Origin of the sequence: Streptomyces sp. WP-1 (assembly GCF_030450125.1) — a bacterium.
GTDB lineage: Bacteria > Actinomycetota > Actinomycetes > Streptomycetales > Streptomycetaceae > Streptomyces > Streptomyces incarnatus.
The window spans coordinates 4,275,882-4,290,464 of sequence record NZ_CP123923.1 but is presented as its reverse complement, the minus strand read 5'-3'; the positions used below and the strand labels follow the sequence as shown (position 1 = coordinate 4,290,464).

Annotated in this window: 7 protein-coding genes and 3 rRNA genes; 3 read left to right on the top strand and 7 right to left on the bottom strand. The window is 66.8% G+C overall.

Annotated features, from left to right (window positions below; all coding sequences use genetic code 11):
• Positions 1-11: 11 nt before the first annotated feature.
• On the top strand, positions 12-1,577 hold the full coding sequence (locus QHG49_RS18670; protein WP_301490407.1) for a type IV secretory system conjugative DNA transfer family protein: 1,566 nt from the start codon (positions 12-14) through the stop codon (positions 1,575-1,577).
• Between the two features lie 51 nt (positions 1,578-1,628).
• On the opposite strand, the gene QHG49_RS18665 is transcribed toward QHG49_RS18670, so the two are convergent.
• From QHG49_RS18665 to QHG49_RS18645, 5 genes are all read right to left on the bottom strand, one after another.
• Entirely contained in the window at positions 1,629-2,189 is a 561-nt protein-coding gene (locus QHG49_RS18665; protein ID WP_301490406.1) for a GNAT family N-acetyltransferase, read from the bottom strand.
• Between the two features lie 212 nt (positions 2,190-2,401).
• Positions 2,402-2,518 (bottom strand): 5S ribosomal RNA (gene rrf / locus QHG49_RS18660).
• 71 nt (positions 2,519-2,589) lie between these two features.
• Positions 2,590-5,709: ribosomal RNA gene (locus QHG49_RS18655) — 23S ribosomal RNA — on the bottom strand.
• 316 nt (positions 5,710-6,025) lie between these two features.
• Positions 6,026-7,550 (bottom strand): 16S ribosomal RNA (locus tag QHG49_RS18650).
• Together the 16S, 23S and 5S rRNA genes form the textbook arrangement of a ribosomal RNA operon.
• A gap of 651 nt (positions 7,551-8,201) precedes the next feature.
• Positions 8,202-8,750, bottom strand: coding sequence for a MarR family winged helix-turn-helix transcriptional regulator (locus tag QHG49_RS18645; RefSeq protein ID WP_145488573.1), 549 nt, complete (start codon positions 8,748-8,750; stop codon positions 8,202-8,204).
• A 134-nt stretch (positions 8,751-8,884) separates the two neighbouring features.
• On the opposite strand from QHG49_RS18645, the gene QHG49_RS18640 reads away from it, so the two are divergent.
• Positions 8,885-10,147, top strand: a complete 1,263-nt coding sequence (locus tag QHG49_RS18640; protein WP_186337908.1) for an MFS transporter — start codon at positions 8,885-8,887, stop codon at positions 10,145-10,147.
• Between the two features lie 80 nt (positions 10,148-10,227).
• Here the strand turns inward: QHG49_RS18640 and QHG49_RS18635 are convergent, their stop codons facing one another.
• Together QHG49_RS18635 and QHG49_RS18630 are read right to left on the bottom strand one after the other, a co-directional pair.
• Entirely contained in the window at positions 10,228-11,877 is a 1,650-nt protein-coding gene (locus QHG49_RS18635) for a SpoIIE family protein phosphatase (RefSeq protein WP_159708335.1), read from the bottom strand.
• A gap of 133 nt (positions 11,878-12,010) precedes the next feature.
• On the bottom strand, positions 12,011-13,375 hold the full coding sequence (locus tag QHG49_RS18630; protein ID WP_145488570.1) for an NAD(P)/FAD-dependent oxidoreductase: 1,365 nt from the start codon (positions 13,373-13,375) through the stop codon (positions 12,011-12,013).
• Positions 13,376-13,751: 376 nt separating this feature from the next.
• Between QHG49_RS18630 and QHG49_RS18625 the strand changes: the two genes are divergently transcribed.
• Positions 13,752-14,540, top strand: coding sequence for a TetR/AcrR family transcriptional regulator (locus tag QHG49_RS18625; protein WP_301490404.1), 789 nt, complete (start codon positions 13,752-13,754; stop codon positions 14,538-14,540).
• Positions 14,541-14,583: the final 43 nt, after the last annotated feature.

The following is a 14,583-nucleotide window of genomic DNA, read 5'->3' as shown; positions in this document are numbered from 1 at the left end:
AGGCACGGCAGGTGGGACCGGACGCTCGCGCACCCCGGGAGAACCGGCGGCCGCAGGAGAGGCAGGGGCACGGCGGCATCCCCGACGGGCTGCTGCTCGGCATCCTCGCCTTCCTGCTCGGCATCACCGTGCTGGTGTGGACGGCGACGGGCCTCGCGGCCCTCTTCGCCCACGGCGCCTGGCCCGCGGGCGTCACCTTCCCGCACACCCCCATGGCCATGCGCCATCTGCTCAGCCGCCCCCACGACCTCGCCGGTGCCTGGCCCGACGCCCCCGCGTCCGGACTGTCCGGCTGGGGTCTGTTCTGGGGGCTGTTCATCGCCGAGCTGATGATCCTGCTCGTCGCCACCGTGTTCGTGCTGGGGACGGTGGCACGCTGGCGGGCGGCCCGGGCGAGGGCACGAGCCGGCGCGGGCGGACCCGCATCGGCTCCAGACCCGGCCCCGGCCCCGGAGCCGATGCCCATGCCCACGCCCGAGCCGGTCACGGCGCCCGCGGCCCCCGTCGAGGCACCGCAGCGGTACGACGTCCCGGTGCAGCGGCACGAGATGCCGGGGGTCCCGGTCGCGGTCGAACAGCCGCCCGCCGAGCCCGCGTTGGCCCAACTGCCCGCGGAGGGGCGCCCCCGGGCCGGGCGGGAGAAGATCGTCATCGCGCCGCCGGACATCCGCCGTACGGCCGCCGCACAGGCCGTACGGGACGCGGCGGGGCCCGCGCTCGTCGTCACCTCGGACCCGTCCCTGTGGGCGGAGACCAAGGACGCCAGGGCCAAGCTGGGCCCCACCCATCTCTACGACCCGGCCCACCGCTGCGACACCCCGGCCCGGCTGCACTGGTCCCCCACGGCCGGCTGCGCGGACAAGCAGACCGCGCTCCAGCGGGCGACCGCGCTCCTCGCCCCCGTGCGGCCCACCGCCCGCATCGACCAGGCCGTGGTGGACACGGCGACCACCCTCCTGCGCAGCTATCTGCACGCCGCCGCGCTGGAGAACCGCACGGTCCGGCACGTCCACCGCTGGGCCCAGGGCATCCAGGTACAGGACGCCGTACGCACCCTGCGCACCCACCCCAAGGCCGCCGCGGGAGCCGCCGGCGAGCTTGAGGCCGCCCTCACCGCGCATCCGGAACGCCGGGACGTCGCCCAGGAGTTGACCGGCCGGGCGCTCGCCGCGCTCTCCACGGTCAACATCCGCGAGGCATGCACCCCCAACCGAACTGACGCGCTCGCCTTGGATTCCTTCGCCGACGAAGGGGGCACGCTTTATGTAGTCGGTGAATCCATCGAGGACCCGAGGAGCACGCCCGGCGCGATGCCCCTCCTGACGGCTCTCGTCTCCAGCGTGGTCGAGCACGGCCGGCACATGGCCGCACGGTCATCCTCCGGTCGGCTCGACCCACCACTGACGCTGGTCCTGGACGACATCGCCGCCGTCGCCCCCTTCCCCCAGCTCCCGGATCTGCTGGCCACCGGGGACGAACAGGGCCTGCCGGCGCTCGCCCTGCTCCGCTCACGCGAACAGGCCCGCGCCCGCTGGCCGCACCAGGAACTGCCGGGCCTGCCCGGACTCCCGGTCTGACGGCCCAGCGGTCCAGTGATCCAGCGGTCAGCGGTCTAGCGGTCTAGCGGTCTAGCGGTTCAGTACGAACTCCAGCTCGTCCTGTGCCGCGTCCTTCACGAACGGCACCCGCACCCCGCTCGGCCCGAACCCCGCCTTGCGGTAGGCGCCCTGCGCCCGCTCGTTGTCCGCGTGGACCAGCAGCCGCACCCGCTCGGCACCGCGCTCCCACGCCCAGGCCACCCCCGCGTCGAACATGGCCTTGATCAGCCCGTTCCCCCGGTGCTCCGGCCGCACATAGACACCGACGACATGCCCCTGCCGGCGCTCCACCGGGAACCCGGCCCAGTCCTGGGTGCCGGCCTCCTCGATCAGCACGGTCAGCGAACCGGCCCATGACCCGTCGGGCAGCTCGGCGATGAGCTGCCGCGCCGTCGCCGACCCCTCGCCCGAACCGGCCGCCCGGTCCTGCCAGAAGAGGTCCGCCTTCGCGGCCGCCTCCTCGTAGCTCTCCAGAAAGGCGAGCGGCGCGGCCGGGTCCCGCAGCGCGTCCAGCCGCAGGCCCCTCACCTTCTCCCACTCCGCGGGGCGTATGGCGCGTACGACGTACTCATCGCTGGTCGACCTGGTCATGCCCGCCACCGTAGTGCTGCGGCAGGCGCTCGGCATCCCTAATCTGCCCGCATGACCACTCTTCAGGGACGTCCCCACACAGCCCTGCGCGCGGCGGGTGTCCCGGTGGTGTGGGTGCAGCACCAGGACGAGGGTCTACTGCCCCTGTTGAAACTGTCCCTTGAACGCAGAAAACCCCCGCACCAACCGGTGCGGGGGTTTTCCCAAAAATTGTTCGGCGGCGTCCTACTCTCCCACAGGGTCCCCCCTGCAGTACCATCGGCGCTGAAAGGCTTAGCTTCCGGGTTCGGAATGTAACCGGGCGTTTCCCTAACGCTATAACCACCAAAACACTATGAAACTATCAACCAGCAAATGGTTGTTCGTGGTTTCAGAACCAACACAGTGGACGCGAGCAACTGAGGACAAGCCCTCGGCCTATTAGTACCGGTCACCTCCACCAGTTACCTGGCTTCCAGATCCGGCCTATCAACCCAGTCGTCTACTGGGAGCCTTACCCCATCAAGTGGGTGGGAGTCCTCATCTCGAAGCAGGCTTCCCGCTTAGATGCTTTCAGCGGTTATCCCTCCCGAACGTAGCCAACCAGCCATGCCCTTGGCAGAACAACTGGCACACCAGAGGTTCGTCCGTCCCGGTCCTCTCGTACTAGGGACAGCCCTTCTCAAGACTCCTACGCGCACAGCGGATAGGGACCGAACTGTCTCACGACGTTCTAAACCCAGCTCGCGTACCGCTTTAATGGGCGAACAGCCCAACCCTTGGGACCGACTCCAGCCCCAGGATGCGACGAGCCGACATCGAGGTGCCAAACCATCCCGTCGATATGGACTCTTGGGGAAGATCAGCCTGTTATCCCCGGGGTACCTTTTATCCGTTGAGCGACGGCGCTTCCACAAGCCACCGCCGGATCACTAGTCCCGACTTTCGTCCCTGCTCGACCCGTCGGTCTCACAGTCAAGCTCCCTTGTGCACTTACACTCAACACCTGATTACCAACCAGGCTGAGGGAACCTTTGGGCGCCTCCGTTACCCTTTAGGAGGCAACCGCCCCAGTTAAACTACCCATCAGACACTGTCCCTGATCCGGATCACGGACCCAGGTTAGACATCCAGCACGACCAGACTGGTATTTCAACGACGACTCCACCCACACTGGCGTATGAGCTTCACAGTCTCCCAGCTATCCTACACAAGCCGAACCGAACACCAATATCAAACTGTAGTAAAGGTCCCGGGGTCTTTCCGTCCTGCTGCGCGAAACGAGCATCTTTACTCGTAGTGCAATTTCACCGGGCCTATGGTTGAGACAGTCGAGAAGTCGTTACGCCATTCGTGCAGGTCGGAACTTACCCGACAAGGAATTTCGCTACCTTAGGATGGTTATAGTTACCACCGCCGTTTACTGGCGCTTAAGTTCTCAGCTTCGCCCCACCGAAATGGAGCTAACCGGTCCCCTTAACGTTCCAGCACCGGGCAGGCGTCAGTCCGTATACATCGCCTTACGGCTTCGCACGGACCTGTGTTTTTAGTAAACAGTCGCTTCTCGCTGGTCTCTGCGGCCACCCCCAGCTCGAACAGCAAGTGTTCTCACCAGATGTGGCCCCCCTTCTCCCGAAGTTACGGGGGCATTTTGCCGAGTTCCTTAACCATAGTTCACCCGAACGCCTCGGTATTCTCTACCTGACCACCTGAGTCGGTTTAGGGTACGGGCCGCCATGAAACTCGCTAGAGGCTTTTCTCGACAGCATAGGATCATCCACTTCACCACAATCGGCTCGGCATCAGGTCTCACCCTCATGAGTGGCGGATTTACCTACCACTCGGGCTACACCCTTACCCCGGGACAACCACCGCCCGGGATGGACTACCTTCCTGCGTCACCCCATCACTCACCTACTAACCGCTCGGTTCAGCGGCTCCACCACTCCCCTCAACTCCGAAGAGATCAGGGCGGCTTCACGGCCTTAGCATCACGATGCTCGATGTTTGACGCTTCACAGCGGGTACCGGAATATCAACCGGTTATCCATCGACTACGCCTGTCGGCCTCGCCTTAGGTCCCGACTTACCCTGGGCAGATCAGCTTGACCCAGGAACCCTTAGTCAATCGGCGCACACGTTTCTCACGTGTGTATCGCTACTCATGCCTGCATTCTCACTCGTCAACCGTCCACAACTACCTTCCGGTGCTGCTTCACCCGGCAGACGACGCTCCCCTACCCATCACAACACCCGTTAGGGCTACATGCTGCAATGACACGACTTCGGCGGTACGCTTGAGCCCCGCTACATTGTCGGCGCGGAATCACTAGACCAGTGAGCTATTACGCACTCTTTCAAGGGTGGCTGCTTCTAAGCCAACCTCCTGGTTGTCTGTGCGACTCCACATCCTTTCCCACTTAGCGTACGCTTAGGGGCCTTAGTCGATGCTCTGGGCTGTTTCCCTCTCGACCATGGAGCTTATCCCCCACAGTCTCACTGCCGCGCTCTCACTTACCGGCATTCGGAGTTTGGCTAAGGTCAGTAACCCGGTAGGGCCCATCGCCTATCCAGTGCTCTACCTCCGGCAAGAAACACACGACGCTGCACCTAAATGCATTTCGGGGAGAACCAGCTATCACGGAGTTTGATTGGCCTTTCACCCCTAACCACAGGTCATCCCCCAGGTTTTCAACCCTGGTGGGTTCGGTCCTCCACGAAGTCTTACCTCCGCTTCAACCTGCCCATGGCTAGATCACTCCGCTTCGGGTCTTGAGCGTGCTACTGAATCGCCCTGTTCGGACTCGCTTTCGCTACGGCTTCCCCACCCGGGTTAACCTCGCAACACACCGCAAACTCGCAGGCTCATTCTTCAAAAGGCACGCAGTCACGAGATGCAGCAAGCTGCATCCGACGCTCCCACGGCTTGTAGGCACACGGTTTCAGGTACTATTTCACTCCCCTCCCGGGGTACTTTTCACCATTCCCTCACGGTACTATCCGCTATCGGTCACCAGGGAATATTTAGGCTTAGCGGGTGGTCCCGCCAGATTCACACGGGATTTCTCGGGCCCCGTGCTACTTGGGTGTCTCTCAAGCAAGCCGCTGACATTTCGACTACGGGGGTCTTACCCTCTACGCCGGACCTTTCGCATGTCCTTCGTCTACATCAACGGTTTCTGACTCGCCCTACGGCCGGCAGACCGTAGAAGAGAGATCCCACAACCCCGCACACGCAACCCCTGCCGGGTATCACACGCATACGGTTTGGCCTCATCCGGTTTCGCTCGCCACTACTCCCGGAATCACGGTTGTTTTCTCTTCCTGAGGGTACTGAGATGTTTCACTTCCCCTCGTTCCCTCCACTTGCCCTATGTGTTCAGGCAAGGGTGACAGCCCATGACGACTGCCGGGTTTCCCCATTCGGAAACCCCCGGATCAAAGCCTGGTTGACGACTCCCCGGGGACTATCGCGGCCTCCCACGTCCTTCATCGGTTCCTGGTGCCAAGGCATCCACCGTGCGCCCTTAAAAACTTGGCCACAGATGCTCGCGTCCACTGTGCAGTTCTCAAACAACGACCAGCCACCCATCACCCCGAACCATCAACAGGTCCGAGTGCACTGGGGCCGGCGACTGAGGAGAAGATCAGATCATTCCCTCAGACACCCAACAGCGTGCCCGACCAGAACCCGTCCGAGGATCATGCGTTCCACACTCCGAAGAGCAGTACTAACAGCCCCCGACCCGAACATCCGGCCGAGTAGTCAACGTTCCACCCATGAGCAACCAGCATCAGACATGCGCTGATGTACTGGCCTCTGACCGAGCAAGAGCCCGGTAAGAAGTGCTCCTTAGAAAGGAGGTGATCCAGCCGCACCTTCCGGTACGGCTACCTTGTTACGACTTCGTCCCAATCGCTGGTCCCACCTTCGACAGCTCCCTCCCACAAGGGGTTGGGCCACCGGCTTCGGGTGTTACCGACTTTCGTGACGTGACGGGCGGTGTGTACAAGGCCCGGGAACGTATTCACCGCAGCAATGCTGATCTGCGATTACTAGCGACTCCGACTTCATGGGGTCGAGTTGCAGACCCCAATCCGAACTGAGACCGGCTTTTTGAGATTCGCTCCACCTCACGGTATCGCAGCTCATTGTACCGGCCATTGTAGCACGTGTGCAGCCCAAGACATAAGGGGCATGATGACTTGACGTCGTCCCCACCTTCCTCCGAGTTGACCCCGGCGGTCTCCCGTGAGTCCCCAGCACCACAAGGGCCTGCTGGCAACACGGGACAAGGGTTGCGCTCGTTGCGGGACTTAACCCAACATCTCACGACACGAGCTGACGACAGCCATGCACCACCTGTACACCGACCACAAGGGGGGCACTATCTCTAATGCTTTCCGGTGTATGTCAAGCCTTGGTAAGGTTCTTCGCGTTGCGTCGAATTAAGCCACATGCTCCGCCGCTTGTGCGGGCCCCCGTCAATTCCTTTGAGTTTTAGCCTTGCGGCCGTACTCCCCAGGCGGGGCACTTAATGCGTTAGCTGCGGCACGGACAACGTGGAATGTTGCCCACACCTAGTGCCCACCGTTTACGGCGTGGACTACCAGGGTATCTAATCCTGTTCGCTCCCCACGCTTTCGCTCCTCAGCGTCAGTATCGGCCCAGAGATCCGCCTTCGCCACCGGTGTTCCTCCTGATATCTGCGCATTTCACCGCTACACCAGGAATTCCGATCTCCCCTACCGAACTCTAGCCTGCCCGTATCGACTGCAGACCCGGGGTTAAGCCCCGGGCTTTCACAACCGACGTGACAAGCCGCCTACGAGCTCTTTACGCCCAATAATTCCGGACAACGCTTGCGCCCTACGTATTACCGCGGCTGCTGGCACGTAGTTAGCCGGCGCTTCTTCTGCAGGTACCGTCACTTTCGCTTCTTCCCTGCTGAAAGAGGTTTACAACCCGAAGGCCGTCATCCCTCACGCGGCGTCGCTGCATCAGGCTTTCGCCCATTGTGCAATATTCCCCACTGCTGCCTCCCGTAGGAGTCTGGGCCGTGTCTCAGTCCCAGTGTGGCCGGTCGCCCTCTCAGGCCGGCTACCCGTCGTCGCCTTGGTGAGCCGTTACCTCACCAACAAGCTGATAGGCCGCGGGCTCATCCTGCACCGCCGGAGCTTTACACCGTCAAGGATGCCCAAGACGGTCATATCCGGTATTAGACCCCGTTTCCAGGGCTTGTCCCAGAGTGCAGGGCAGATTGCCCACGTGTTACTCACCCGTTCGCCACTAATCCACCCCGAAGGGCTTCATCGTTCGACTTGCATGTGTTAAGCACGCCGCCAGCGTTCGTCCTGAGCCAGGATCAAACTCTCCGTGAATGTTTACTCGGCCGAAAAAACATTTCAGCCGGTGCACAAACTGAAGAGCGGAACGGTCGGAGGAATAGTCCGACCGTTCACAGCGTCCTCGCTGTGTTTATTTCAAAGGAACCACGTCCCGGTCGTGATGACCGGAGACGGGGTATCAACATATCTGGCGTTGACTTTTGGCACGCTGTTGAGTTCTCAAGGAACGGTCGCTTCCTTTGTACTCACCCTCTCGGGCTTTCCTCCGGGCTTCCCTTCGTGTTTCCGACTCTATCAGATCTTTTCTCGATCCGATTTCCTCGGTGCTTTCCAGGTTTCCGCTCTCGCGTTTCCCTTTCCGGCGGTTCCGACTCTATCAGATCCTTTCGGCGTCTGACCCCCAGTCAGCGGGGTTTGTCTTCCCGGCCGTTGGGCCGTTCCGACGTCTCAAACCTTAGCGGATCGCTCCGGAAATTCCCAATCGGGCCGCCGAATCCCTATTCGAATTGAATTCGGGCACGCCGAAATCAACCCGGGTGGGAGATCGTGCTGTTGGTGTGAGAGTGCCGCTCGAAGCGGCCAAGGTGCCACCGTGGAGACACTAAAGCCCCGCGGCAACCCGAAGAACTATACGGACGGGGCGGAGGCGTGTCAACCGCGCCCTGTCAAGATCTTTTCAGCCGCTCAGTCGAGGTCGCTGAGGCGGCCGCCGGCGTCCGGCTGGGCGTGTTCCACCCGGCGCAGGAGCGTGGTGAGGACCTCGCCGAGGACCGAGCGCTCCGCGGGGGTGAGGTCCTGGAGCAGGTCCTCCTCGAAGACGGTCGCGAGGCGCATCGCCTCCAGCCACTTCTCCCGGCCCTCGGTGGTCAGCTCGATGATGACCCGCACCCGGTTGGCCTCGTCGCGCTCCCGGGTGACCAGCCCCTCGGTGACCATGCGGTCGATCCGGTGGGTCATGGCGGCCGGGGTGAGGCCGAGGCGCTTGGCGAGGTCGCTGGGGCCGAGGCGGTACGGGGCGCCGGAGAGGACCAGCGCCTTCAGCACCTCCCACTCGGCGTTGCTGATGCCGAGGGCGGCGGTCTGGCGGCCGTACGCGACGTTCATCCGGCGGTTGAGCCGGGACAGGGCCGACACGATCTTCTCGACCTGGGGGTCGAGGTCCTGGAACTCGCGCTGGTAGGCGGCGATCTGTTCTTCGAGGGTCGGCTCAGTGACGCCGGCGGTGTCGGCCATGGGCCGAGTATGGCACGCGGCCGCTTTGCCTTGAAGTCCTTCACTGTGTACTCTTTAGCTTCGAACTTTAGCTTTGAAGTCTTCACTCCTAACTAGTGAGAGAGGTGAACGTGACCAGGGCGATGGGCGCAGCGATGCGCCGGATCCACGTGGGCAACGCGCTCAGCGCATTCGGACTCGGCTTCACGGTCCCCTACCTGTACGTCTATGTGGCGCAGGTGCGGGGTCTCGGGGCCATGACGGCGGGACTGGTGCTCGCCGTCTTCGCCGTGGCCGCGTTGATCGTGCTGCCGTTCGCCGGCCGGGCGATCGTGCGGCGCGGCCCGCTGCCGGTCCTGCTCGCCGCCCTGGTCACCGCCGCGCTCGGGGCGCTGAGCCTGGGGCTCGCGGGCAGCGCGTGGTCCGTGCTGCTCGCCGCTTCGGCGCTCGGTGCCGGCCAGGCCGTGATGCAGCCGGCGCTGGCCACGATGATCGTGGACTGCTCCAGCGCCGACACCCGCTCCCGGGCCTTCGCGATGCAGTTCTTCCTGCAGAACCTGGGCCTCGGCATCGGCGGCCTCATCGGCGGTCACCTGGTCGACACCACGCGCGTCTCCTCGTTCACCCTGCTGTTCGCGATCGAGGCGGCGATGTTCCTGCTGCTGGTCGCGGTGATGGCGACCGTGCGGATGCCGCACTCCCCCCGCATGGAGGGTGCGCCCGCGTCGGCGAAGGGCAGCTGGAAGCGGCTGCTCGGCAACCGGGCGATGGTGCAGCTGTGCGTGCTGGGCTTCGTGCTGTTCTTCGCCTGCTACGGGCAGTTCGAGTCGGGTCTGAGCGCCTACGGCGTGGAGGCCGCCGGGATCTCCACCTCCACGCTGGGTACGGCCCTGGCCGCGAACACGCTGATGATCGTGGTCGCCCAGTTCGCCGTGCTGCGGTTCGTGGAGCGCGCCCGGCGCACCCGGGTGATCGCCCTGGTGGGTCTCATCTGGGCGGTGGCCTGGGTGGCCGCGGGTTACGCGGGGCTCGGGCACGGCAGCCAGGAGATGGCGACGGCCGCGTTCGTGTCGACGTACGCGCTGTTCGGTCTCGGCGAGGCGATGCTGTCGCCGACGGTGGCCCCGCTGGTCGCCGATCTGGCGCCGGAGGGTCTCGCCGGTCAGTACAACTCGGCGTTCGCGCTGGTCAAGCAGCTGGCGCTGGCCGTCGGACCGGCGGTGGGCGGTCCGCTGGGGGCGTCGCTGCACGCGCCGTACATCGTGACCTTCGTGCTGTTCTCGCTGGGCATCACGTATCTGGCGCTGCGGCTCGGGCGACAGCTCACGGCGGTGCAGGACCAGCCGTGGTCGGTGCGGGCGAGCCGAGTGGTCAGCCGGGGTGCGGCTCCCGCGGAGGCGGTGACCGCGGAGGCGTGACGCTCCGCAGGTGACGTCGTGAGGACCGGTAGGCACGAAACCCGTGCCTACCGGTCTTTCATGTGCACCGGGGCCGTTGCTCAGGGTCTGGGTTTCGGCAGCAGGAATTCGCACCAGACCGCCTTGCCGCCGCCCGGGGTGCGGCGGCAGCCCCAGGTGGAGGCGATGGTGGCGACGATGGCGATGCCCCGGCCGGACTCGTCGGCCGGTTCGGCGCGGCGGCGCCGGGGGAGGTGGTCGTCGCCGTCGGTGACCTCCACGATGAGGCGGCGGTCGGTGCGGCGCAGCCGCAGGCGCATGGGCGGGGTGCCGTGCTGGAGGCTGTTGGCGACGAGTTCGCTGGTGGCGAGGACGCCGAGGTCGTGCAGTTCGGCGGGGAAGCGCCAGCTGGTGAGGACGCCGGAGGCGAAGGCGCGGGCGCGCGGGGCGGCCTCGACGCCGCCGAGGAGTTCCAGGGCCGCGTTGCGGAACAGCTCGCCGTCGGGGCCCTTGCGCGCAGGGTGCTGGAGGACGAGGACGGCCACGTCGTCGTCGTGGTCGGCGGTGACGCCGGCCGAGCGGACCAGGCGGTCGCAGACGACCTGGGGTGAGCCGGTGGCACCGGACAGGGCGCGTTCCAGGGCGGCGATGCCCTCGTCCAGGTCTTCGTTCCTGCGCTCCACCAGGCCGTCGGTGTAGAGGACCGCGGTGGAGCCGGGGAGCAGCGCGATCGAGCCGGAGGAGTGCATCCAGCCGCCGGTGCCGAGCGGCGGGCCGGTGGGTTCGTCGGCGCGGGAGACGATGCCGTGCTCGTCGCGGACCAGGATGGGCAGGTGCCCGGCGGAGGCGTACACCAGCCGCCCCTCGTTGGGGTCGTGGACGGCGTAGGCGCAGGTGGCGATCTGGTGGGGGTCGATCTCGGTGGCGAGGCCGTCCAGGAGTTGCAGCACCTCGTGCGGGGGCAGGTCGAGGCGGGCGTAGGCGCGCACGGCGGTGCGCAGCTGGCCCATGACCGCGGCGGCGCGCACGCCCCGGCCCATGACGTCGCCGATGACGAGCGCGGTGCGGCCGCCGCCGAGGGTGATCACGTCGTACCAGTCGCCGCCGACCGCGGCCTCGGTGCCGCCGGGCTGGTAGGTGGCGGCGACGCGCAGGTCGTCGGGTTCCTCCAGGTCCTGCGGGAGCAGGGAGCGCTGGAGGGTGACGGCGGTCTCGCGCTGGCGGCGTTCGCTGGCGCGCAGCCGTTCGGCGGCTTCCGCGTGGTCGGTGACGTCGGTGGCGAAGACGAGGACCGCGCCGTCGCCGTCGTCCGCGGCGACGGGGGTGCAGGTGAACGTGTAGGAGCGGCCGTCGACCGCGCGGCGGGACTTCAGGGTGCGCGGGCGGCCGCTGCGCAGCACCTGGTCGAGCAGCGGGAGCAGGCCCAGTCCGGCGAGTTCGGGCAGGGCCTCGTGGGCGGGGGCGCCGGTGGGGCGGGGGCCGAAGGCCGTCGTATAGGCCTCGTTGACGTAGGCGAGGCGGTGGTCGGGGCCGTGCACGAGGGCGACGAGGGCCGGGACGCGGTCGAGGACGTCGCGGGCGGGCAGTTCGTCGACGGCGGGGACCGGGCCGGTGCCGTCGGCGGGGCCCCCGGCGCGGGCCGCGGGCACGGAGCCTTCCCCGCGCCGGTCCGTGGGTACCGCGGGATCGGTCCGCGCGGCGGCGCGGCGCTGCGTTCCGGGGAGCCGGGCGCTCCAGCGCGTGAAGTTCACTGTGGGCAAGGCCTCGTGGGTGCTAGGGCGGGCGGGGGCCCGTCCGATGTCGTGGGGCAGTCTGGCAGGGGGCCGGCCGCGGCGGGCGACATCCGTCAGACGGCGGGGCGGGCCGCGGAGTTCCTGGATCCGGTCAGGACGACCCCTTCGGGTCGTGAGGATGCTTTCCCCTGGCCGCGAGTTCGAACTCCGCGCGCGGGTGTTCGAGTGAACCGAGCGAGACGATCTCCCGTTTGAACAGCCCGGAGAGGATCCATTCGGCGAGCACGCGGGCCTTGCGGTTGGCGGTGGGCACCCTGCTGAGGTGGTAGACGCGGTGCATGAACCAGGCAGGGTAGCCCTTCAGCCGCCGCCCGTAGACCTGGGCGACGCCCTTGTGCAGGCCTAGGGAGGCGACGGAGCCCGCGTAGGCGTGCTCGTAGGTGTCCAGGGGTTCACCGCGCAGGGTGTGGACAAGGTTGTCACCGAGGACCCTGGCCTGGCGTACGGCGTGCTGGGCGTTGGGCGCGGTGAGGGCTCCGGGTCCGGCGGCGGTGACGTCCGGTACGGCCGCGGCGTCGCCCGCGCCCCAGGCGTGCGCGGTGCCCTCGACGGTCAGCTGGGCCGTACATCGCAGCTTGCCGCGGTCGGTGAGCGGCAGGCCGGTGGCGGCGAGCAGCGGGTGCGGCTTCACGCCGGCGGTCCACACGACCGTACGGGTCGGGAAGCGCTGGCCGTCGCTGAGCACGGCGACCCGGTCGGCGCAGGACTCCAGGCGGGTGCCGAGCAGCACCTGGATGTTGCGGCGGCGCAGCTGGGTGACGGTGTAGCGGCCCATGTCGGCGCCGACCTCGGGCAGGATGCGGTCGCTCGCCTCGACGAGGATCCATCTCATGTCCTCGGCGCGGACGTTGTGGTAGTAGCGGGCGGCGTAGCGGGCCATGTCCTCCAGTTCGCCGAGGGCTTCGACGCCCGCGTAGCCGCCGCCGACGAAGACGAAGGTGAGGGCGGCGTCGCGGATCGCGGGGTCGCGGGTGGAGGAGGCGATGTCCATCTGCTCGATGACGTGGTTGCGCAGCCCGATGGCCTCCTCGACGGTCTTGAAGCCGATGCCGTACTCGGCGAGGCCGGGGATGGGCAGGGTGCGGGCGACCGAGCCGGGGGCGAGCACCAGTTCGTCGTAGCCGAGGAGTTCGGTGCGGCCCGCGTCGGCGGTGGCGAGGGTGGTGACGGTGGCGGTGCGCGCCGCGTGGTCGACGGCGGTCGCCTCGCCGACGACGACATGGCACCGGCCGAGGACCCGGCGCAGCGGTACGACGACATGGCGGGGCGAGATGGAGCCCGCGGCGGCCTCGGGCAGAAAAGGCTGGTACGTCATATAGGGGTCGGGTGTGACGACGGTGATCTCGATCTCACCGCGCCTCAGCTCGGCCTTCAGCTTCCGCTGGAGGCGCAGGGCCGTGTACATCCCGACGTAGCCACCGCCGACAACCAGAATGCGCGCACGTTCCTTCACCATCCCATGACGCACCCGGCGCTGTGGTTTGTCCACAGGCCCGGCAATTTGTGTGACCGGAGCTCCTGTGGCGGGTGGTGCGGGGCCGGTGGCCGGGGTGGTGGAAAGGGGGCAGGTCAGCGGGGGCGGACACGCGGACGGGCGGACCGGGGATCGGGGCGTATATGGCGCGTACTCCGATCGGGGGGCGCGGTGTGCGGAACCTGCCCCTTCTGAATTGACGGCCTCTCAACTATGTTCGTGTCGACGGGGTGTAGGGAATGTGGTCGTACGGGCTCAGCGACGGGCCGGCCCGCGGCGATCGATGTTTCTTCGCACACTCCGGCATCAGTGACGGGGAGTGTCTCCGGGGGGAGACGTCATGCACCGGGGGAAACACATGCATATTCAGGACACGCACTGGTCGGCCGCCACCGCGATGGTGGCAGCCGGAGCACCGGCGATGCCGGCGGTCGCGGCGGTGAACGGGCGCGCGGACGGGGCGCGTACGACACCGCTGCGGGTGGACGCACAGCGCAATCTGGAGCACGTGCTGCGTGCGGCGCGTGAGGTGTTCGGCGAGCTGGGCTACGGCGCGCCGATGGAGGACGTGGCGCGGCGCGCACGGGTCGGGGTCGGGACCGTCTACCGGCGCTTTCCCAGCAAGGACGTGCTGGTGAGGCGGATAGCCGAGGAGGAGACGGCGCGGCTCACCGAGCAGGCGCGGACGGCGCTCGGGCAGGAGGACGAGCCGTGGTCGGCGCTGTCCCGGTTCCTGCGCACGTCGGTGGCGTCGGGGGCGGGCAGGCTGCTGCCGCCGCAGGTGCTGCGGGTCGGTTCCGCGGAGGGTTCCGCGGGTCCGGCCGACGGCGTCCGCTCGGTCGTCGAGGAGGCCCGGGTGCCGCAGCAGCGGCTCAAGACCGGGCCGGGTGAACTGCGGCTCGTGGGACAGGACTCCGGCCTCTCGGAGGACTCCGGTTCAACCGAACTGCTCGCGGTCGTGGGCCAGTTGGTGGAGCGGGCGCGGGCGGCCGGGGAGCTGCGGGCCGATGTGTCCGTCTCCGACGTGCTGCTGGTGATCGCCACGGCGGCACCGTCGCTGCCGGACGCCGCGCAGCAGGCGGCGGCCTCGGCGCGGCTGCTGGACATCCTGCTGGAGGGGCTGCGATCCCGGCCCGCGATCGGCTGATCCCGTCCTCGGCGGGAGTTCCGTCCGGCCACCCGTGTCACCC

Bases quoted from the DNA above. Each gene is read 5' to 3' on its own strand.
- QHG49_RS18665 (WP_301490406.1), bottom strand. From the start codon at position 2,189: ATGACCAGGTCGACCAGCGATGAGTACGTCGTACGCGCCATACGCCCC.
- QHG49_RS18630 (WP_145488570.1), bottom strand. From the start codon at position 13,375: ATGGTGAAGGAACGTGCGCGCATTCTGGTTGTCGGCGGTGGCTACGTC.
- QHG49_RS18625 (WP_301490404.1), top strand. From the start codon at position 13,752: ATGCATATTCAGGACACGCACTGGTCGGCCGCCACCGCGATGGTGGCA.
- QHG49_RS18645 (WP_145488573.1), bottom strand. From the start codon at position 8,750: ATGGCCGACACCGCCGGCGTCACTGAGCCGACCCTCGAAGAACAGATC.
- QHG49_RS18640 (WP_186337908.1), top strand. From the start codon at position 8,885: ATGCGCCGGATCCACGTGGGCAACGCGCTCAGCGCATTCGGACTCGGC.